Annotated in this window: 22 protein-coding genes; 8 read left to right on the plus strand and 14 right to left on the minus strand. The window is 66.3% G+C overall.

What is annotated here, in order from left to right; genetic code table 11:
• Window positions 1–51 precede the first annotated feature (51 nt).
• Both ACP7AZ_RS05440 and ACP7AZ_RS05445 read left to right on the plus strand, forming a co-directional pair.
• Window positions 52–429 carry a MotA/TolQ/ExbB proton channel family protein gene (locus tag ACP7AZ_RS05440; protein ID WP_426036804.1) on the plus strand — a complete coding sequence of 126 codons (378 nt, stop codon included), beginning with the start codon at window positions 52–54 and terminating at the stop codon, window positions 427–429.
• 1 nt (window position 430) lies between these two features.
• Window positions 431–742 carry a BlaI/MecI/CopY family transcriptional regulator gene (locus ACP7AZ_RS05445; protein ID WP_426036806.1) on the plus strand — a complete coding sequence of 104 codons (312 nt, stop codon included), beginning with the start codon at window positions 431–433 and terminating at the stop codon, window positions 740–742.
• A gap of 3 nt (window positions 743–745) precedes the next feature.
• On the opposite strand, the gene ACP7AZ_RS05450 is transcribed toward ACP7AZ_RS05445, so the two are convergent.
• Both ACP7AZ_RS05450 and ACP7AZ_RS05455 read right to left on the minus strand, forming a co-directional pair.
• A complete protein-coding gene (locus ACP7AZ_RS05450) occupies window positions 746–1165 on the minus strand; it encodes a DUF305 domain-containing protein (protein ID WP_426036808.1) in 420 nt (139 codons plus the stop codon).
• A 318-nt stretch (window positions 1166–1483) separates the two neighbouring features.
• The gene (locus ACP7AZ_RS05455; RefSeq protein WP_426036810.1) at window positions 1484–3046 is read right to left on the minus strand and encodes an alkaline phosphatase D family protein; all 1563 of its coding nucleotides are present in this window, start codon (window positions 3044–3046) and stop codon (window positions 1484–1486) included.
• A gap of 155 nt (window positions 3047–3201) precedes the next feature.
• Between ACP7AZ_RS05455 and ACP7AZ_RS05460 the strand changes: the two genes are divergently transcribed.
• Together ACP7AZ_RS05460 and ACP7AZ_RS05465 are read left to right on the plus strand one after the other, a co-directional pair.
• On the plus strand, window positions 3202–3630 hold the full coding sequence (locus tag ACP7AZ_RS05460; protein WP_426036922.1) for a peptidase S1: 429 nt from the start codon (window positions 3202–3204) through the stop codon (window positions 3628–3630).
• 108 nt (window positions 3631–3738) lie between these two features.
• A complete protein-coding gene (locus ACP7AZ_RS05465) occupies window positions 3739–4194 on the plus strand; it encodes a peptidase S1 (RefSeq protein WP_426036812.1) in 456 nt (151 codons plus the stop codon).
• Between the two features lie 64 nt (window positions 4195–4258).
• On the opposite strand, the gene purL is transcribed toward ACP7AZ_RS05465, so the two are convergent.
• Together purL and ACP7AZ_RS05475 are read right to left on the minus strand one after the other, a co-directional pair.
• Window positions 4259–6457, minus strand: coding sequence for a phosphoribosylformylglycinamidine synthase subunit PurL (gene purL / locus ACP7AZ_RS05470; RefSeq protein WP_426036814.1), 2199 nt, complete (start codon window positions 6455–6457; stop codon window positions 4259–4261).
• 64 nt (window positions 6458–6521) lie between these two features.
• Complete coding sequence (locus ACP7AZ_RS05475) at window positions 6522–7328, minus strand: hypothetical protein (RefSeq protein WP_426036816.1); 807 nt, start codon at window positions 7326–7328, stop codon at window positions 6522–6524.
• A 97-nt stretch (window positions 7329–7425) separates the two neighbouring features.
• Here ACP7AZ_RS05475 and ACP7AZ_RS05480 point away from each other — a divergent pair, with 97 nt between their 5' ends.
• On the plus strand, window positions 7426–7596 hold the full coding sequence (locus ACP7AZ_RS05480; RefSeq protein ID WP_426036818.1) for a hypothetical protein: 171 nt from the start codon (window positions 7426–7428) through the stop codon (window positions 7594–7596).
• Here ACP7AZ_RS05480 and purQ read toward each other — a convergent pair.
• The 4 genes from purQ to purC all read right to left on the minus strand — a co-directional run bounded on the left by purQ (window position 7593) and on the right by purC (window position 10066).
• Entirely contained in the window at window positions 7593–8255 is a 663-nt protein-coding gene (gene purQ, locus ACP7AZ_RS05485; RefSeq protein ID WP_426036820.1) for a phosphoribosylformylglycinamidine synthase subunit PurQ, read from the minus strand. The genes ACP7AZ_RS05480 and purQ overlap by 4 nt on opposite strands.
• A 300-nt stretch (window positions 8256–8555) precedes the next feature.
• Window positions 8556–9020: a YbhB/YbcL family Raf kinase inhibitor-like protein gene (locus ACP7AZ_RS05490; protein WP_426036822.1), complete on the minus strand. Its 465-nt coding sequence runs from the start codon at window positions 9018–9020 to the stop codon at window positions 8556–8558.
• 51 nt (window positions 9021–9071) lie between these two features.
• Complete coding sequence (gene purS, locus ACP7AZ_RS05495) at window positions 9072–9308, minus strand: phosphoribosylformylglycinamidine synthase subunit PurS (protein WP_426036824.1); 237 nt, start codon at window positions 9306–9308, stop codon at window positions 9072–9074.
• On the minus strand, window positions 9308–10066 hold the full coding sequence (gene purC, locus ACP7AZ_RS05500; protein ID WP_303695343.1) for a phosphoribosylaminoimidazolesuccinocarboxamide synthase: 759 nt from the start codon (window positions 10064–10066) through the stop codon (window positions 9308–9310). The genes purS and purC overlap by 1 nt, the downstream gene beginning before the upstream one ends.
• A 303-nt stretch (window positions 10067–10369) precedes the next feature.
• Between purC and ACP7AZ_RS05505 the strand changes: the two genes are divergently transcribed.
• Complete coding sequence (locus ACP7AZ_RS05505) at window positions 10370–10693, plus strand: DUF1476 domain-containing protein (protein ID WP_303695295.1); 324 nt, start codon at window positions 10370–10372, stop codon at window positions 10691–10693.
• Between the two features lie 175 nt (window positions 10694–10868).
• Here ACP7AZ_RS05505 and ACP7AZ_RS05510 read toward each other — a convergent pair whose 3' ends face one another.
• From ACP7AZ_RS05510 to purB, 4 genes are all read right to left on the minus strand, one after another.
• Entirely contained in the window at window positions 10869–11486 is a 618-nt protein-coding gene (locus ACP7AZ_RS05510) for a fasciclin domain-containing protein (protein ID WP_426036826.1), read from the minus strand.
• A 106-nt stretch (window positions 11487–11592) separates the two neighbouring features.
• Complete coding sequence (locus tag ACP7AZ_RS05515; protein WP_426036828.1) at window positions 11593–12096, minus strand: DNA-deoxyinosine glycosylase; 504 nt, start codon at window positions 12094–12096, stop codon at window positions 11593–11595.
• Window positions 12093–12836, minus strand: a complete 744-nt coding sequence (locus ACP7AZ_RS05520) for a 2OG-Fe(II) oxygenase (protein ID WP_426036830.1) — start codon at window positions 12834–12836, stop codon at window positions 12093–12095. The genes ACP7AZ_RS05515 and ACP7AZ_RS05520 overlap by 4 nt, the downstream gene beginning before the upstream one ends.
• A 3-nt stretch (window positions 12837–12839) precedes the next feature.
• Window positions 12840–14135, minus strand: a complete 1296-nt coding sequence (gene purB / locus ACP7AZ_RS05525; protein WP_426036832.1) for an adenylosuccinate lyase — start codon at window positions 14133–14135, stop codon at window positions 12840–12842.
• Between the two features lie 211 nt (window positions 14136–14346).
• Here purB and ACP7AZ_RS05530 point away from each other — a divergent pair, with 211 nt between their 5' ends.
• Window positions 14347–15039, plus strand: a complete 693-nt coding sequence (locus ACP7AZ_RS05530) for a glutathione S-transferase family protein (RefSeq protein WP_426036834.1) — start codon at window positions 14347–14349, stop codon at window positions 15037–15039.
• Window positions 15040–15384: 345 nt separating this feature from the next.
• Here ACP7AZ_RS05530 and ACP7AZ_RS05535 read toward each other — a convergent pair whose 3' ends face one another.
• Both ACP7AZ_RS05535 and ACP7AZ_RS05540 read right to left on the minus strand, forming a co-directional pair.
• Window positions 15385–17130 carry a lytic transglycosylase domain-containing protein gene (locus ACP7AZ_RS05535; protein WP_426036836.1) on the minus strand — a complete coding sequence of 582 codons (1746 nt, stop codon included), beginning with the start codon at window positions 17128–17130 and terminating at the stop codon, window positions 15385–15387.
• Window positions 17131–17271: 141 nt separating this feature from the next.
• Window positions 17272–18063 (minus strand): uracil-DNA glycosylase, encoded by a 792-nt coding sequence (locus tag ACP7AZ_RS05540; protein ID WP_426036838.1) that lies wholly within the window; start codon window positions 18061–18063, stop codon window positions 17272–17274.
• A gap of 209 nt (window positions 18064–18272) precedes the next feature.
• Between ACP7AZ_RS05540 and ACP7AZ_RS05545 the strand changes: the two genes are divergently transcribed.
• Window positions 18273–19928, plus strand: a complete 1656-nt coding sequence (locus ACP7AZ_RS05545; protein WP_426036924.1) for an electron transfer flavoprotein-ubiquinone oxidoreductase — start codon at window positions 18273–18275, stop codon at window positions 19926–19928.
• The last annotated feature ends 72 nt before the right edge of the window (window positions 19929–20000 follow it).

Here is a 20000-nt window from a genome sequence, read left to right on the forward strand (position 1 = left end):
GATTACGTGTGTAATCGTCTTGGTCTACACATGTAGTCCAAGGAGCCGTCCATGACGCCTGTCACCATCTTCTTTGACGCCGCCGTGCCTGTTCAGGCCATCGTCGTCGCCCTGATCGTCGCCGCCATCGCCGCCGTCGTTGTGACGGTCAAGAAGGTCGCCTCGGGTCCGCACCTGTCGGGCGGTTCGGCCTATCTGTCGGCGCTACGACTTGGCGCGCCCCTGCTCGGCCTGCTTGGCGCCGCCTTCAACGGCCTGATGATGTTCGGCGCCCTGGCGAAGTTCGGACCCCAGCCGATCAACGTCTTGGCCCCCGGCCTGGCCGAGGCGACCTTCCTGGTGGTGATGGGCCTGCTCGTCGGCGTGGTCGGCGTGATTTGCCACTGGGTCGTCGAAGCCCGGGTCGATCGCGCAGTCCTGCGGGCCTGACGTGACGCGCATCGCCGTCACCGAGGCGGAGAGCGCGATCCTGGCCGCCCTTTGGCATCACGGCCCCCTGTCGTTCACCTCCCTGATCGAGGCGGTGAAGGCCGACAATGCCTGGGGCGACGCCACCATCAAGACGCTGCTCGGCCGTCTGATGCGCAAGGGCGCGGTCCGCTCCCAACGCGACGACGGCCGACAGCGCTATCACGCCGCGATCGAGAGGCGGGACTATCTGGCCGGGGAGGTCGACACGCTCGTCGACCGCCTGTTCGAGGGCCGCCGAGACGCACTCAGGGTCTTCCTCGACGAGGCCTGACGCTCAGCTCGCGGCCGGTCGCCAGGCCTGCATCTCGGCGATCTCTCGCGTCTGGGCAGCGATGACCATCTGGGCCATGCGCCGCACCTCGGGGTCGCGGCTCTCGCGAAGGGCGATCTCGGCCATCGCCACCGCGCCCTGATGGTGGGCGATCATCTTGGCGATATAGGCCTGATCGACCGTCTCGCCCGACGCCGCCGACATCAACCGGTGCATCTCCGCCTCGGAGGCTGCAAAGGCCTGATTCCCCGCCGTCCCATGATCTCCGTCATGAGGTCCAGAGACCTCGCCGGCCGTCACCGTCGCGGCCTGGTTGACGGTCGCGGTTTCGCGCATCGCCTGCTGCACCGGATCGCCGCCGCCGTCACAGGCGGCGAGCAACAGGGGGAGGGCGGCTGCGACGATGAGCGGATGACGGATCATGGATGGCCTTTGCTTGGTTCTGTCGTCGCCAGCTTGCTGCAAAACCCGGCTGCCGTCTCGCATCACGGCGCCGCAGGCGAAGCCGACAAGAGAATAAAATCCTCGCCGGGTCTTGCTCTCCGCTGCCCGCTCCCCACGTCGCGTGGAGGTCTTTGAAATCGTCTCATCCAGCCGCTGACAGCGTGATCGCCTATCCTTCAAGATAGTCGAATTCCACTACGGTCAAAATCTCAACCTTCTGATTTCGTTCAGGTCGATCCGGACTCAACGGACTATCTGGACTCCGCTTTCCGGAGTCCGGTTTCCGGCCGCGATCCGTCAGGCGTCGTGAAGCCGCGCGCTGCCGCCCTCGACGACCATCGACTTGCGCGTCGACAGCACGCCCGTCCGGTCGTGAACCTGGTCCAGCACCTTGAAGTCGGTGCGCCAGCGCTCGGGCGTCACCTCGCAGACGACATAGCCACGCTGCGAGTTGTTGAATTTCAGCTGCGGGTTCACCGACTGGATCGCCGCCATGTCGGGCCGCTGGTCGACCCCGTCGCCGCCGGAGCTGATGGAGGTGGCGACGAACTCGGTCGCGATCGGCTCGCCTTCCGGATTGCGGCCGTCGATGAACAGTTCGCCCGCATAGTTCTGATGCTCGTCGCCCGTCAGGACGACGACGTTGTCGATGCGACGTTCCTTGATATGGTTCAGCAATCTCGCACGCGGTACGCGATATCCCGCCCAGCTGTCCGGGTTGACGCCATAGTCGTCGCCCGGGTTGCGATCCAGGTCCATGACCATGATCTGCTGGGCGAGCGATTGCCATTTCGCCTGCGAGCGGTTCAGCCCGTCGAACAGCCAGGCCTGCTGCGCCTCGCCCAGGACCTCGGCCTCACGCGCATCGATGGCTTCGCAACTCGAGTTGAACCGGTCTCCGCAGGGCTGGTCCGAGCGGTACTGGCGCGTGTCGAGCAGATGTACGTCCAGCAGGTCGCCATAGGTCGCCTTGCGATACAGTTGCATCTGGGAGCCGCGCGGGAAGGACGACCGGCGCAGCGGCATATGCTCATAGAAGGCCTGCATCGCGGCCGCCTTGCGCAGGGCGAAGACCTCGGCCGGCGATCCCTCCTGATCGATGTCGGAGACCCAGTTGTTGTCGATCTCGTGGTCGTCCCAGACCACGAACCAGGCCGCCGACTGGCGCGCGGACTGAAGGTCGGAATCCATCGTGTACTGGGCGTACCGGCGCCGATAGTCATCGACGGAATAGACCTCCCCGCCCTGATGGACGCGCAGGTTCTCCTGGGTCGATGTCCCGCCGTAGGTGCGGTTGCCGCGTCCCTCGTAGATGTAGTCCCCATAGAAGAAGACGAAATCCAGGTCTTCTGCGGCCATCTTGCGGTGGGCGGTGTAATATCCGCTCTCGATCGCCTGACAGCCGGCGACGCCGAACTTCACCTGGGCCAGAGGCGCGCCCACGACCGGCGTGGTCTTGGCGCGGCCGACGCCAGAACGTTCACTGCCGACGCGGAAGCGATAGAAATAAGGCCGGCCGGGCTCCAGCCCCTCGACCTCGACATGGACCGAATGCCCCAGTTCCGGGCGGGCTACGGCCTCGCCGGAACGCACGATCGTGCCGAAACCGACGTCGGCGGCGACCTCCCAGGTCACGGCCATCGCCTGACGTGGCATCCCGTAACCGGGCTCCATCGGCCGCGGCGCCAGCCGCGTCCAGATGACGAACCCGTCGGGCAGGGGATCGCCGGCGGCGACGCCCAGCTGGAAAGGGTTCTCATCGAACACCGCCTGGGCCAGGCCCTCGCGAGGCAGGGTGACGGCCGCAGAACCGGCGCCGAGTCCGGTCAGGAGCAGGCGGCGAGACAGGAACAGGGACATGGCGAACTCCGAAGCGCGGATCCGCATACTGCACCTGTGTGACAGGACGCACGATGTCGTCAGAAACAAGAAGGTTGAAAGGTCGTGCTTTAGGGAGTCATGTTATGCGACGACAGGGGGCTGTCTGACCAGGGTAGGGGCTGAGATTGAAAACAGTGATTTTCACGGTGTCGCTCTGTGTAGCGGCCATTTTTGTTACGGGCGCATCAGCGCAGCAGAGCGTGTCCCTGTCCGCAGGTTTCGTTCCCGATCCAGTGACGGTCGAACTCTATTCGGGCGGCGGCAATCAGGCCTCCGATCTGGGACGTTCCTGCGTGGGGACGGTCGGAATCAGCCCCGACGTCGTGCTGAACTTCAGCTCGGCCGGCGGTCGTCTCGCCATCGGCGTCCTGGCCGGAACCGACACCAGCCTGGTGATCAACGGGCCCGACGGCCGCTTCTATTGCAACGATGACAACAGCGGCCTCAATCCGGGTCTGGTCTGGGGACGGGCGCCCAGCGGCCAGTACGACATCTGGGTCGGCGCCGTCGGCGATGCGGGTCCCGCGACCCTGGTCATTACCGAAGGCAGCCTCGACTACTGAAGCTTTCATCCGGACTGATGATGCCGGGCCTCGTCTTCGGGTCCAGGCTCTGTCGGAGCCCCGCGCCGCGTCGGTCCAACACCCTTTCAAACCAGAGGAAACCAACCCATGCGTACTGTACTTCTCGCCTCAGCCATCGCCGCCGCTCTGATGGCCGCCGCCACGTCGGCCGTCGCCCAGAATCCCAGCGCCGCCGCTACATCGGGCGCCACCCGCGCCCGCGCCGGTTTCACCCCGGATCCCATCCGTGTCAGCATCTATTCAGGCGGGTCGATTGACGCCTCGCGCCTGCGCGGTTCCTGCGTCGGCATGATCGCCAGCGCGCCGGACTATGAGTTCACCTATACGGCCGGCTCGTTCCCGCTGAGCTTCGGGGTCGTCTCCAACGGTGACACCAGCCTCGTCATCAACGGACCCGACGGCCGCTGGTACTGTAACGACGACGCCCAGGGCCTAAACCCGATCGTCAACTTCAGCCGTCCGCGGAGCGGCGCCTACGATGTCTGGGTCGGCGCCGTCGGCGAGGCTTCGTCCTCGACCTTGCTGATCTCCGAGTCGAACTGAGGCTCCAATCGATTGGCTCAGCGTTCGCCGGGCCGTCTTCGAGGCGGTCCGGCTTTTCTTTATGTTAGCCCTCGATCCAGCCGGGCATCCAGCCCTCGTGGATTTCCCGCAGATGCTTCAGCGGGATGCTGAACAGGTCCGTCGAGGCGAAGGCATCGCCCATGGCGTGGCCGACGACAGAGGCGTGCAGACCCGCCTCGCGCGCCGCCGCCAGAACGTCCTGCGGGTTCGGAACGGCGACCAGGTAGCGGGCCTGGTCTTCCGCGAAGAGCAGAACGTGGGCGTGGGTCGCGCTTGAGGCGTCCAGCACCACCCCGACATCGGAGGCCAGCGCCAGATCCGCAGCCGCGCCGATCAGGCCGCCGTCTGAAAGGTCGTGCACGCAGGTCAGGCGACCGCCCTCGATCATCGCGCGCACGAAGTCGCCGGTCTTGCGCTCCAGTTTCAGGTCCACCGGCGGCGGCGCCCCGTCCTCGCGGCCCAGCACCTCGCGCAGATAGATCGAAGCGCCCAGCTCGCCTTGCGTCTCGCCGATCAGGACCAGCGAGTCTCCGGCCTCCATGGTCGAGAAGCCGGTCACGATGTCATAGTTGGTCAGCAGGCCGACGGCGCCGACGGTCGGGGTCGGCGGGATCGCGACGCCGTTGGTCTCGTTGTACAGGCTGACGTTTCCGCTCACGACCGGGAAGTCCAGTTCGCGGCAGGCCTCGGCCATGCCGTCGATGGCGCGGACGATCTGACCCATGATCTCGGGCCGCTGCGGATTGCCGAAGTTCAGATTGTCGGTGATGGCGATGGGCAGGGAGCCGACGGCCGTCAGGTTGCGCCACGCCTCGGCGACGCACTGTTTGCCGCCCTCGTAGGGGTCGTTCTGGACGTAGCGAGGCGTGCAGTCCGAGGTCATGGCCAGACCCTTGTCCGTGCCGTGCACCCGCACCACGCCGGCGTCGGCGCCGGTGGCCGAATCCTGCAGGGTGTCGGCCATCACATGGCGGTCGTACTGTTCCCAGATCCAGCGCTTCGATGCCATGTCGGGACAGGCCAGCACCTTCAGCACCGCGTCTTCCCACACCGTCGGCGCCGGAACCTCGCCCGGCGACAGGCGCGGATGCAGCGCGGGCTGAACCCACGGCCGGTCATACAGCGGCGCATCGTCGAACAGCGGCGCCAGAGGCACGTCGCAGACCACCTCGCCGTGGTGGTTCAGCACCAACCGGCCGGTCTCTGTCGTCATGCCGATGACGGCGGCGTCCAGGCCCCACTTCTCGAAGATGCGGTGTCCATCCTGTTCGCGGCCCGGCTTCAGCACGGCCAGCATCCGTTCCTGGCTCTCGGACAGCATCATCTCATAGGCGGACATGCCGGTTTCCCGTTGGGGGACGGCATCCATGTTGAGTTCGATCCCCACGCCGCCCTTGCCGGCCATCTCGACCGACGAAGACGTCAGGCCCGCCGCGCCCATGTCCTGGATCGCTGCGACCGCGCCAGAGGCCATCAGCTCCAGCGTCGCCTCGATCAGCAGCTTCTCGGCGAAGGGATCGCCGACCTGGACCGTCGGGCGCTTCTCGTCGGAATCCTCGTCGAACTCGGCCGAGGCCATGGTCGCGCCGTGGATGCCGTCGCGGCCGGTCTTGGAGCCGAAATAGACCACCGACATGTTCGGTCCCGGCGCGGCCGAGTAGAAGATCGCGTCCGACTTCGCCAGGCCCACGCACATGGCGTTGACCAGGATGTTGCCGTTGTAGCCGGAATGGAAGTTGGTCTCGCCCGCCACCGTGGGCACGCCGACGCAGTTGCCGTAACCGCCGATGCCCGACACCACGCCCTTCACCAGCCGCCTGGTCTTCTCATGCCCGATATCGCCGAAGCGCAGGGCGTTCAGCAGGGCAACCGGGCGCGCGCCCATGGTGAAGACGTCGCGCATGATCCCGCCCACGCCCGTCGCCGCGCCCTGATAGGGTTCGATGTAGGAGGGGTGGTTGTGGCTCTCCATCTTGAAGATGCATGCATCCCCGTCATCGATGTCGATGACGCCCGCGTTCTCGCCCGGGCCGCAAATCACGCGCGGCCCCTTGGTCGGGAATTTTCCCAGATGGATCTTCGACGATTTGTAGGAGCAGTGCTCCGACCACATCACCGAGAAGACGCCCAGCTCCAGCTGATTCGGCTCGCGGCCCAGTCGGTCGAGGACGACCTGATACTCGGCGGGGTTCAGGCCGTATTCGGCGGCCAGTTCGGCCATGGTCTTTTCAGGAACGCTCATGGCCGCGCCTCATAGCGGGACTCTCGCGTGAACCCAAGCACCCGCCTGAACTGGACCGCTGACCTCAGGTCGCGACCCGTCTCAGTCCGAGCACGATGATCAGGCCGCCCCCCAACACCACCAGCGATGCCGCCAGGGACCCGAACGCCAGGACGGCATTGCCCCTCTCCTGCTCGGCCACGAATACGCCCAACAACCCCCAGGCGACCGGTAGGGGGTAGGCCAGCACCCGCGTCCGCAAGGTGACGAACAGGCCGAGCGCCGCCGCGATGACTACAGCGACCAGCGCCCACGCGGTCGGAGGAAGGATGGCCGGCAGGTCGCCGTTGCCTGTTGCGACGGTCAAAAGGTTCACCGGCGCCGCCACGGTCAGCCATCCCGCCAGCGCAGCGAGCGGCCAGATCGTCATCCATCGGTCTCGGTCGCCCTTTCCGAGCCTTCGGATGGCGTCTGCTTTCTGCACCAGCGGAATGAGCAGCACGATCAGCGACCCGAAGATCAGTACGATCGTGGCGACTTCCAGATCCCACGCTGCCGCAATGATCCACCAGCCGATACCGAGCAGCGCGAGCACCGATGGCCAGCCGAACGCGCGCAGCATCTCGGTCTCATGTGTCTTCGGCAGCAACTGGCGGACGGCGTAGGTGATCAGCCCCAGATAGATCGGCCCCCAGATGGCGAAGGCCCAGCCGACGACCCGCAGGGTCGCATCGCTGTCAGCAGCGAACTCGGCCGGCGATTGCCCGAGGTTCACCAGTTGTTGCAGTTGGCCGGTAGCAAGCGCGAAGACCATGCAGGCGAAGACAGCCAGCCTTCGGGTCTGCCGTGCCGGGTCGGCGGCAACGAGAGTCGGATGGGGCGAGGTGCTCATACCCGACACTACGCACATCACGTATCAAAGTTCAGCCGGAACCGGCTGTTCGGCGATACGCTATCTCTTGCACATCCCCCGAACAGGAGAGCCGACCATGATCGATCCCAAAATTCCCGCCGAATCGCCTGACCCCGACACCGAAGAAGTCGAGACCAATATTGCATTGGAACAGGGTCTGGGCGTCGGCGCCAGAGAACTGGCCTCGATCGGCGAATCCGGCGCCGATGGCACCCTGGAACGCGACGAGAATTCCGACGAAGCCTAGGCAGCCGCGTAGATCGACCGGAACAGGGTCGCGCCGTCTGCAGAGCCAAGCTCGGCCTCGAAGGCGCGGTCCGGATGGGGCATCATCCCCAGCACATTGCCACGCGCGTTCTGCAACCCGGCGATATCGCCGACCGAGCCGTTCGGATTGTCGACATAGCGGAACACGACCTGACCCTCGCCCTCGATCCGGGCGAGGGTGTCGGCGTCGGCGAAATAATTCCCGTCGCCATTGCCCTGGGTCATGTCGACCTCGCGCTGGCCTTGGTAGCCGGCGGTGAAGCGGGTCTGGCCATTGGTCACTTCCAGCGAGATCGGCTTGCAGACGTATTTCAGCCCGGCGTTGCGCAGCAGTGCGCCCGGCAGCATCCCGGCCTCGCAGAGGATCTGGAAGCCGTTGCAGATGCCGACGACAACGACCCCGTCGTCCGCCGCCTTCTTCACCGCCTGCATCACCGGCGACTGCGCCGCCATCGCCCCGCAACGCAGGTAGTCGCCGTAGGAAAAGCCACCCGGCAACACGATCAGGTCGAGGCCCGAAGGCAATTCGGTCTCCTGATGCCAGACCATCTCGACCCGCTCATTGGTGGAGCGTTCGATGGCGACCTTGCAGTCGCGATCACAGTTGGACCCGGGAAAGACGATGACGGCTGCGCTCATGGCGCGGGCGTTTAGCAGGGATTGTCCGGCTTGTCAGTGCGCAGGTTCGACGAGTCCGAGACGCACCTCTATGCGATCCACGCGGTCTTACATATGGCCCAAGCGATTGTAGATATCGCCCACATCCTGCTGAATCGCGACAAGGTGGCCTCGAACGGCGGTCATCTGCTGCTTCAGATCGGACATGTCGGAGCGGACGGCGGATACATCCCTTTGCACCGCCTTGAGCACCTCAAAGATCAGGTCGTTTGTCGCATCGGCCTGAGACGAAACCTATCAGGGTTCGCAGTGGCCTCCAACTCAGCCCTTGTTCTCGTAGGTCGCCGTGATCGACGCCTTGGCCAGGGTATGAAAGTGCAGGTTGAAGCCGTATTTGGCGCCCGAATCCTCGGGCTTCACAGGCAGGCCGTCCACATCGACAGCGAAGACTGTGAAGATGTAGCGGTGCGGACCATGGCCCGGAGGCGGAGCGGCCCCGCCGAAGCCGGGCTCGCCGTAGTCGGTTCGACCCTCGACCGCGCCGGCCGGCACAGGACCGCCGGTCGGGATCTCGCGGATCCCGGCGGGGATGTTGGCCACCGTCCAGTGCCAGAAGCCCGACCCCGTCGGCGCGTCCGGATCGAACACGGTAATGGCATAGGACTTCGTGCCCTCTGGCGCCCCCGACCAAGCCAGATGCGGCGAGGTGTTGCCCTTGGCCTGGACCTGGTCGTCCTTCAGCGTCCCGCCGTCGGTGATGTCGTTGGAGGTCAGGCTGAAGGTCATGGGTCGCGCCTTGCGTGAGGAGTCTGAAACGACCGCCATCTGTGGCGGTTGCTACGCGAGTTCGATCCGGTAGCTCTCGATCACCGTATTGGCCAGCAGGGTCTCGCACATCTTCCCCGCCTCGGCGGCAGGGTCTTCAACGCCATCGAGATCGAACTCGATCAGCTTGCCGACACGGGCATTGGCGACGCCGGCCCAGCCCAGACCCTTCAGGGCGCCTTCGACGGCCTTGCCCTGGACGTCCAGAACGCCGGGCTTCAGGAAAACGTGAACCTTGACCTTGGCCATCAGTGCAGTCCCCCCTGAATCACGGTCGGCATGTCCTTCATGATGCCGAGGCGTTTGGCGACCTCGGTATAGCTCTCGATGACATTGCCCAGGTCGCGGCGGAACCGGTCCTTGTCCATCTTCTCGCCGGTCGCCGTGTCCCACAGGCGGCAACTGTCCGGGCTGATCTCGTCGGCCAGGATGACGCGGCTGAAGTCGTTTTCCCACACGCGGCCGAACTCGATCTTGAAGTCCACCAGGGTGATCCCGACCGCGCCGAACATGCCCGACAGGTAGTCGTTCACGCGCAGGGTCATGGCCAGGATGTCGTCGATCTCCTGGGTCGAGGCCCAGTTGAACGCCGTGATGTGCTCTTCCGTCACCATCGGGTCGTTCAGCTCATCCTTCTTGTAATAGAATTCGATGATCGAACGGGGCAGGGGCGTGCCCTCCTCCTGGCCCAGGCGCGTCGCCAGCGAACCGGCCACGATGTTGCGGCACACCACCTCGAGCGGAATGATCTCGACTTCGCGGATCAGCTGCTCGCGCAGGTTCAGTCGCTTGATGAAGTGGTTGGTGACGCCGATGCCGTTCAGGCGCGTCATCACGAACTCGCTGATGCGGTTGTTGATGACGCCCTTGCCTTCCAGCGTCGCCTTCTTCTGGGCATTGAAGGCCGTGGCGTCGTCCTTGAAATACTGGATCAGGGTGCCGGGCTCCGGTCCTTCGTAAAGGATCTTGGCCTTGCCTTCGTAGATCTTCTTGCGCTTCGAATTCATCATCTTGGTCCCAGACGGGATGGCGCATCGCCCGAAAACGAAAATCGCGCGGCCAGAAAACTCGTCTGGGCGGCGCGATCCGGTCTCGAGCTGTGCGGGAAATGGGTCGCGCGGTCCTTAGCGGAAACTGCCGTGCGACACAAACGAACCCATGTGCGGACTCCGGCGCCACAGGTGGGTATCGTCCGTGAACGGGACGCCGCATGCGAGCCGTTATCCGTTGCGTTGCAGGGGTCTGGAGCGATAGACCACCCCGGCGGCGCCGTCTCATTCTCTGGCCCGCGACGAATGGACTGACGACTGATGACGACCTTCAATGATCGGGAAAAGGGCTTCGAGTCCAAGTTCGCGCTCGATCAGGAGCAGGAATTCAAGGCCATGGCCCGGCGCAACAAGCTGCTGGGTCTGTGGGCGGCCGAGAAGATGGGCCTGAGCCCCGATTCGGCCGAGGAATACGGCAAGGCCGTCGTCCGTGCCGACTTCGAACAGCCGGGCGACGAAGACGTGTTCCGCAAGATCGCCGGCGACTTCAAGGGCTCCGGCCTGAGCGTGTCCGAGGGCGAGATCCGCTCCAAGATGGACGAACTGGCATCCATGGCCCGCGACCAGGTCCGCGCCGGGGAGTAATCCCCGCCGCCGGCCTCCTGGGTCGGTGCTCAATTCCGGACAACAAAAAAGGGCCGCAGCGGGGGGGAGCTGCGGCCCTTCCTTGATCGGGGGCTGGGGGATAGCCTCACCCGATGTCTATTGCGTCTTGCGCCTCAGTGAAATGCAGCAAGACCCAAAGGGTTCACCGAGAAATTCAGGCCGGCATCACGACGGTGTCGATGACGTGAACCACACCGTTCGATTGCAGGACGTCGGCCTGTGTCACGCGCGAGGTTCCGCCGTTCTCGTCGGTCAGGGTGACCGAACCGTCCGGGTTCACATTGACCGTCAGGGTGTCGCCTTCAACGGTGGTCAGTTCGACCTTGCCGGCGTTGGCCTGGGCCTGGGTGGCCAGATCGGCGGCGGTCAGACGGCCAGGCACGACGTGATAGGTCAGGATCTTGGTCAGGTCAGCCTTGCCCGCGGGCGCCAGCAGGGCTTCGCGCGTTGCGACCGGTACCTTTTCGAAGGCGGCGTTGTCCGGCGCGAAGACCGTGAACGGACCGGGGCCCGACAGGGTCTCGGCCAGACCGGCGGCCTGCACGGCGCTGACCAGGGTGGTCAGGTTCGAGGCCTTGGCGGCGTTGGCGACGATCGTGTCGTTGGGGCTCATCGAGGTGCCGCCCACGACAGGGTCGGTCGTGGCGGGGGCCATGGCATCTGCCGGCGCGGCGTCGGTGGCGGTGTTGTCAGTCTCGGCGCCGCTGTTGCAGGCGGCCAGGCCCAGCAGGGCGGCTGAGGCGACGGTAATGGTGAGCAGACGGGTGTTCATGGCTTCTCTCCTGAGAACCGCCTGTGATCGGCGGCGTCGCACGTAAAGACGGGTGGGAGCCCGAAAGGATGCATAACGGCCAAAACGCCGCAGGCGTCGCCTGCCTTCAGGCGTCCTCGGCGAGGAAGTCTTTCAGGATGGCCCAGCGTTCCGCCTTTTCCGCGAGGGTCCGGGATGCATGGGCCGGGCTGGACGAGGGCAGGTCGATCAACGTCAGCCCCTCGATGTCGGCCAGAACCTTGCGCCCGCCCCTCGCCGCCGTTGCGCCGTTGAAGGCGACGGCTTTAAGGCTCGGCAGTCCGGCGATCAGGCCGCGCAGGTCCGCCGCCTCGGGCGACCGGATCGCGGCATCCAGACTTCCCGTCCGTTCCGCCGATGCGATCACATCCCAGAGGCCGACGCCGGAGACTCTTAGAGCCTCGACGCGGTCGGGACAGGCCATGGCCTGCAGGTCGCGACCGATGGCCACGCCGATCAGCCGCCAGAAGCCGTTCTGCGGGTGGGCATAGTACTGGGCGGCCTTCAGCGAGGCGTCGCCGGGAAGACTGCCCAGGACCAGAACGCGGGTCCAGTGGTCGGCGAGGGGCGCGAAGGCCCGTTTGACCGTCACCGCCCCTGTTCGGCGTAGGGCTTGTCGTCGCGCAGCCAGCCCGTGATCGACAGGCGCGGCGCCCCGGCATAGGGGGCGACGGTCGCCACCGTGTGCCATTGCGGCGTCTTGAACAGGGTCAGCACATTGAACCTCGGCATCAGCCCGCGCGGCACGTCGCCGGCCTCGTCGTGGAAAAGCAGCTGGCCGCCCCAGTCCGTCCGCCAGTCGCGTGTCAGCCCCAGCGTATAGGCCGCCCGCCGTTCGCCGACGCCCGTGTCGTTGTGCAGGGTCAGATAGTCGCCGGGCCGGAACAGGGTCGCCTGGGCGTCGATCTTGGTGATCCCCCTTTCGCCCGCCACGGCGGCGCAGAAGTCGCGCGCCTCGGGGCTGTTCAGCAGCTGAACCAGCTCATGGGTCGGATGCCCCGGCTCGTTCCCGGCCAGCAGGGCGTCGATGATGGGATAGGACAGGAAGCTGAAGGCGAAGCCGGTCCGCGCGCCGGTCATGGCTTCGCGCGCCTTGGCCGCCAGGCCCTCGCGGCCAAGTGTCTGGATCGCCTGGGGCGAGAGCCATTCGCCCCTGCCGGCGGCGTCGGTCAGCGACAGACCCCACGGCGTCCCCGTCTTCAGCGCCGCTTCGAGTCGGTCGGCGCTGTCGGGCGTGAGGAAGTCGGGGACCTGCACCATGCCGTCGCGCTGGAACGCGCCGGCGAAGTCGCGGGTATCGAGGTCCGGGTTCAGGCGGATGGGCTCAGGCACGCACTATCCGAACACGCGCCTGAACACCGTGTCCACATGCTTGGTGTGATAGCCGAGGTCGAACAGGGTCTCGAGCTCGGCGTCGGGCACGATCACCACCGGGTCTTCCTTGAGGAAGTCTAGGAAATTCCCCTCGCCACGCCAGACCTTCATCGCGTTGCGCTGGACCGCCTCATAGGAGTCCTCGCGCGACTGACCCAGCTGGGTCAGAGCCAGCAGCACCCTTTGCGAGTGGACGAGGCCTCCGAGTTTGTCGAGGTTCTTCTGCATGTTCTCCGGGTAGACCAGCAGACGCTCCATCACCCCGGCCAGACGGTTCAGGGCGAAGTCCAGGTGGATGGTCGCGTCCGGGCCAATGCCGCGTTCGACCGAGGAGTGGCTGATGTCCCGCTCGTGCCACAGGGCGACGTTCTCCATCGCCGGGACCACTGACGAGCGGACGAGCCGGGCCAGGCCGGTCAGGTTCTCGGTCAGGATCGGATTGCGCTTATGCGGCATGGCCGACGAGCCCTTCTGGCCCTTGTCGAAGAACTCCTCGGCTTCGAGGACTTCGGTGCGCTGCAGGTGGCGGATCTCGACCGCCAGACGCTCGATCGAGGAGGCGACGACGCCGAGGGCCGCAAAGAAGGCCGCGTGACGATCACGTGGGATGACCTGGGTCGAGACGGTCTCGACCTGGAGGCCCATCTTCTCGGCGACATACTCTTCAACAGCCGGATCAACGTTGGCGAAAGTCCCCACCGCGCCGGAGATGGCGCAGGTGGCGATCTCTTCCTTCGCTGTGATCAGGCGACGTTTGGCCCGCTGGAACTCGGCGTGATAGCCGGCGAGCTTGAGGCCGAAGGTCACCGGCTCGGCATGGATGCCGTGGCTGCGGCCGACGGTTGGAGTATATTTATGCTCCTTCGCCCGGGCTTCCAGCGCCGTCAGCACCCGGTCGACGCCGGCGATCAGCAGGTCCGACGCCCGCGCCAGCTGCACCGCGAAACAGGTGTCCAGCACGTCCGAGGACGTCATGCCCTGGTGCAGGAAGCGGGCTTCCTCGCCGACCGTCTCCGACACATGGGTCAGGAAGGCGATGACGTCGTGCTTGGTCGTGCGCTCGATCTCGTCGATCCGGTCTGAATCCCAGGCGGCGTTCTCGCCCTTGGCCCAGATGGCCTCGGCGGCCTCGGTCGGAATGACGCCCAGCTCGGCCATCTTGGTGGCGGCATGGGCCTCGATCTCGAACCAGATCTTGTACTTGGTCTCGGAGGACCAGATGGCGACGGCTTCGGGGCGGGAATAGCGGCTGATCATGGGCCGTGCGTGTCGGTCCCGAGCCCCTCGGAGTCAAGCGGCGGGGCTCCAACCTCTCACTATGCACCCCGGCGAAGGCCGGGGTCCACATCACGGACAGGGTGGCCGGGATGTCGCATCGAGTTCGCTGACCTTGCCCAGGTAATCCTTCGTCTGGACCCCGGCCTTCGCCGGGGTGCACGGTAGAAGAAGAATCACAGGGAGAGCGACCGTGGAACTGATCGTCGGCAATATGGCCTTCTCGACCTGGTCGCTGCGGCCCTGGCTGGTGCTGAAGCGGTGCGGCGCCGAGTTCACCGTGCGCGAGGTCCCCCTGTACGGACCCGAATCGGCGGCGGCGCTCGCCGAGCATTCGCCCAACGGCAAGGTTCCGGTCCTGAACGTCGACGGGGTGACCCTCTGGGATTCGATGGCGATCTGCGTCTTCGCCGCCGAGCGCTTCCCGAACGCGAAGCTGTGGCCGTCGGATGCCCACGCCCGCTGGCTGGCCCGGTCGGTGGCCTGCGAGATGCACGCGGGCTTCGGGGCGATGCGGAGCGAATGCGGCATGGGTCCGGATGCTGCGGGCGTGATCCACACCATGGTCGGGCCAGACCGGGCGCCGACCCCAACGAGCGAATCGGTCGCCGCCGACGTCCGCCGCTTCGTCTCCATCGCGACCGAGATGCGCGCCCGGTTCGGCGCGGGCGGGCCCTACCTGTTCGGCGAGTGGTCGATGCCGGACGCCTTCTTCACGCCGCTGGCCGCCCGGTTCCGTCACTATCAGATCGATCTGGCGGACCACGGGGACGTGGATGGCGTGGCGGCCACATATGTTGCCGCGCTGCTACAGCAGCCGGACTTCCTCGAATGGGCGGGCCTCGCTGTCACGGTTCGGCCTTTGGTCAGGGTCACGACCGATTAATCAGACCTGCGAACCGGCCCTTAAGGGAACGACGTTACGGTACCGATTGAACCCGAGACCCTTCGCCATGTCCGCCCAACTGACGACCGCCCCGAACATCGCTCCGCCGCAGGCCCAGCGCCGCCCGACGCTGATGACCTAGGGCGTGTTCATCCTGGTAGGTTGCTGCCTCTGCGCCTCGCTGGTCGGCAGCATCCTGTAGGGTGTTCGGCCGTCGTCGAGATGGTCTATACAAAAAGGTCTGATAAATCCGCTGCTTGCTGGCGTGTGCCGAGCTAAGCGGTCAAGATTTGGACTCTGTGGACTCGGACAAGCCGAGTCCACAGAGTCCAACCGATTTGGGGCCTAGCGCGTTCCGACCGGCTGCATCGACGCGACCTGAACCGGCTCGGTCGACAGCGGCGTGGGTTCCTGGCCGGGCGGCGGGGCGACATAGTCGAGGCTGATCGGCACCAGGGTCTGGCCCGCCACCACGGCGTCGAGCGTGTTCAGAGGCCCGCCCGTCATGCGCTGATAGATCCAGTAGGCCGCGACGACCTTCTCGACGTATTCGCGCGCCTGGGGCACGTCGATCGTCTCGATCAGCAGCAGGGGATCGGGGTTCGGGCCCAGACGGCGCAGGGCGCCCAGCATGGGGCCGGGTCCGGCGTTGTAGCTGGCCACAGCGCGCAGCAGGTCGCCCTGGAACTCGGGACGCGCCAGCATGCGGTTCACATAGGTCTGGCCCAGACGGACATTGGTCGCCGGGGTAAACAGACGTTGCGGGGTCGAGACGAAGCTGCGGTCGCCGGTCATCTCGGCCGCCGTCGACGGCATGACCTGCATCAGGCCATAGGCGCCCACCGGTGACCGGGCCTCGGCGTTGAAGCCGCTTTCCTTGCGGGCGATCGCGTAGACCAGCGAGCGTTCCAGGGTCCAGCCGCCCTCGGGCGCGATCTCGGGCATCGGATAGTTGGTGACGTCGATCCGGCTGCCGTCGGAGCCGCCGCCGCCTCCGAGGCGTGGGCCCAGCACGCGGGCGAGGCCGGTCCACAGGCGGCGCGTGCGATCGCTGGCGGTGCGCAGGCCGTTGCGCAGTTCGTCGCGGGCGTCGCCGGCGCGGCCAATCTCGAAGAAGGCGACCGTGCGCCGGGCGCGCGGGTCTTCGTTGAGGAAGTCGTCCATCTCGCGCTGATTGACGCCGACGGGGCCATCGCTGGCCGACGAGGTGCGAGCGACCGCCTCATAGGGGGTGGGGCCGTCGCCGTTCAGGATGACCGGCTCTTCGCCGAGCTGACGCAGGGCGATCTGGCCATAGAAGGTGGCGGGCCAGCGTGTGGCCAGGCGCAGGAACTCCGGGATCCGGTCCTGACGGCCGATCTGGCCGGCGGCGCGTGCGGCCCAGAATGCGGCGCCGGCGCGGGTCCAGCCGTCCTCGGTCGGATCGACGGCGACGCGTTCGAAGGCGGTGTAGGCGCGCGGATAGTCGCCGGTGCGCCAGGCCGCCAGGCCCACAACCCACCAGTCGCCGATCTGTTCGCCCTGGCTGACGGCGCCCTGCAGGTCGTCGCGGTTCAGGGCGACGCGGGCGGCCTTGGCGGGATCGGCCTCAGAGTTGCCGCCGCCCGCGGCGACCGCGTCCCAGGTGCGGCTGAAATAGGCGCCCGTCGGGCGGCGGGGCGCCTCGGCGCCGTCCGGGCGACGACGCTCGGCCAGGGCGTAAACGCGCTGGGCGCTCGGCAGGTCGGCATAGTCCTGAAGCCAGGCCGCCAGTTCGTCATAGGAGGCGGTATAGTTCGGGTGGAACATCCGCTCGAACTCGACCTGGCCCAGCAGGACGCGGTCGCCGGCCTGGAGCGCGGAGGCGCGGGCCGCGTCCAGATCGCCGCGACGCAGGGCGTCGAAGGCGGTGGTGTAGCTCAGCCGATCGGCGTTGGAGAGGGCGTTGGTGCTGATGCGGATGCCCTGTTCGCCCTCGGCCCCGATCTCTGAGGCGACGGCCGACAGATAGGATTCGGGGGCGGCGAGGGCTGGCAGTGCGGCGGCCGACGCGGCGGCCATCACAAAGGCGAGCGTCTGCGCCCGGAAGGCGCGGCGGCGGATAATGAACAAGGCGGCGGCCCCCTCGTGCTTCGCGTTCCCGTCTCGATTCAGGAGACGCGTGCTCTGCGATCGGTCGTCAAACAAGAAGTATGCCGCAATGCGGTCGATGCCTCAATCACATCAGCGGCATGGAACCCTGTAACTGTGGTTTCAGGCGTTTTCCTGTCCGTCCAGTTTGACGGCCAGTTCCAGAATGTCCGCCCAGACCTGACGCTTGGCCTGGGGCTGATGCAGCAGGAAGGCGGGGTGCAGGGTCGGCATCACGGGCGCTGAGACGTCGCCCTCGGCCAGCCGCCATTCGCGCCACTGGCCGCGCATCCGCATAATGCCCTCGTCGGTCTTCAGCACGCCCCTGGCCGCCGCCGCGCCCAGCAGCAGCACCGCTTTCGGCTTCATCAGGAAGAAGGCCCGCTCCACGAACGGCGCGCAAACGGCCTGTTCCTGGGGTGTCGGGGTCCGGTTGCCCGGGGGCCGCCAGAAGACGGTGTTGGTGGTGTAGACCTTGCCGGTCAGCCCGGCCGCCGCGATCATCTTGTCCAGCAGCTTGCCGGCCTTGCCCACGAAGGGCTCGCCTGCCGCGTCTTCCTCCGCTCCAGGCGCCTCGCCGATGATCAGGATCGGGGCATGCGGATCGCCCCGCCCGAAGACGCAGCCCCTGGCGCCCATCCCGACCAGTTCGCAGCCCTTGAAGCGGGCGGCGGCCTCGGCCAGCGCCTCCATCGTGTCCGCACAATGGGCCAGACGTCGCGCGTCCGAGGTGGCGTCGACCATGTCGACGACCGGCGTGACCGACGCCGTCGCCCTGGTCACGGCCTTGAGGGCGGGTGCGACGACGATGGTCCGGTCGACCGCCGCCTCCTCGAAACAGGCGCCCACCCCCGCATCAGCCCAGAAGGCGAGCAGGCTTTCGACGGCGGCGATGTCTCGGGGTTCGGCGTTCATGGCAGGGCAGGGTCAGGGATAAGCCTTGACCGCCCTCGCGTCACCTTCCGATAAGTGCCCATAAACAATAAAGCCCACCCGACGTACGAGGAACAAGAAGCGACATGGCCGAGCAAGCGATCGAAGGCGGCGTCGAAACTGCGGCTCAGGAGGCCGTCCTCGACAACCTGCCGCCGCTGGAGGCGCTCGCGGGCGTCGAGCGCGAGGTCATGGAATACGACGTCCTGATCGTCGGGGGCGGCCCGGCCGGCCTCGCCGCCGCCATCCGCCTCAAGCAGCGCGCCGAGAAGGACGGCAAGGACATCTCGGTCGCCGTGCTGGAGAAGTCGGCCGAGATCGGCGGCCACATCCTGTCGGGCGCCGTGATCGACCCCAAGGCGCTGAACGAGTTGTTCCCCGACTGGAAGGCTATGGGCGCGCCGCTTGAGACCCCGGTGACCAGGGACCGGTTCATGGTCCTGGGTCCGATGGGCCAGGTCAGCCTGCCGATGGCGATGCTGCCGCCGATGATGCACAACGACGGCTGCTACATCGCCTCCTTGGGCAACGTCACGCGCTGGCTGGGCGAGCAGGCCGAGGGAATGGGCGTCGAGGTCTATCCCGGCATGGCCGCCAGCCATGTCGTCTGGGATGAACCGTCGGGCCGGGTGAAGGGCGTCGTCGCGGGCGTCTTCGGCATCGACAAGCATGGCCAGCCCACCGGCGACTTCCAGCCCGGCATCGAACTGCACGGCAAATATGTCTTCATCGCCGAGGGCGTGCGCGGATCGCTGGCCAAGACCATCATCGCCCGCCACAAGTTGCAGGACGGCAAGTCGCCGCAGAAATACGGCATCGGCCTGAAGGAGCTGTGGCAGGTCAGCCCCGAAAAGCACCAGCCGGGCCTGGCCCAGCACACGACCGGCTGGCCGCTGGACGAGTTCACCGGCGGCGGCTCCTTCATGTACCACTTCGGGGACAACTACGTGGCCATCGGCTACGTCGTGCACCTGAACTACAAGAACCCCTTCCTGTCGCCGTTCGACGAGTTCCAGCGCTTCAAACACCACCCCGCCATCGCCCAGCACCTGGAGGGCGGGACCCGCATCTCCTACGGCGCGCGCGCGATCACCGAGGGCGGGTTCCAGTCGGTGCCGAAGTTGTCCTTCCCCGGCGGCGTCCTGATCGGCTGCTCGGCGGGCTTCGTGAACGTGCCGCGCATCAAGGGCAGCCACAACGCCATGAAGACCGGCATGCTGGCCGCCGACGCCGCCTACGAGGCTGTCATGGTCGGGCGGTCTGGCGACGAGCTGGTCGAATACCAGGCCGCCTACGAGAACAGCTGGGTCTTCCAGGAGCTGAAGCGCGTCCGCAATGCCAAGCCCTTCCTGACCAGGTTCGGCACGACCCTGGGCGGGGCGCTGGGCGTCTTCGACATGTGGTTCGGCACCCTCTTCGGCGGCGCCTCGCTGTTCGGGACGCTGAAGCACGCCAAGACGGATGCCGCCTCGACCGAACTCGCCTCGAAGCACAAGCCGATCGTCTATCCCAAGCCGGACGGGAAGCTCAGCTTCGACAAGCTGTCGTCGGTGTTCATCTCCAACACCAACCATGCCGAGGAACAGCCGGCCCACCTGAAGCTGATCGACCCGACCGTCCCGATCCGGGTCAACCTGCCCAAATACGGCGAGCCTGCGCGCCTCTACTGCCCGGCCGGGGTCTATGAGGTCATCTATGCCGACGAGGTGGCGAAGACCGATCCGAAATTCGTCATCAACGCCCAGAACTGCGTCCACTGCAAAACCTGCGACATCAAGGATCCGTCGCAAAACATCGTCTGGACCACCCCCGAGGGCGGCGGCGGCCCGAACTATCCGAACATGTGAATCCTCCCCCGTCGGGGGAGGGGGACCACGAAGTGGTGGAGGGGGCTAGCCACAGACGCCGGAGTCCGGGAA

The organism is Brevundimonas sp. DC300-4 (assembly GCF_049897365.1).
In the GTDB taxonomy this organism is placed as follows: Bacteria; Pseudomonadota; Alphaproteobacteria; order Caulobacterales; family Caulobacteraceae; genus Brevundimonas.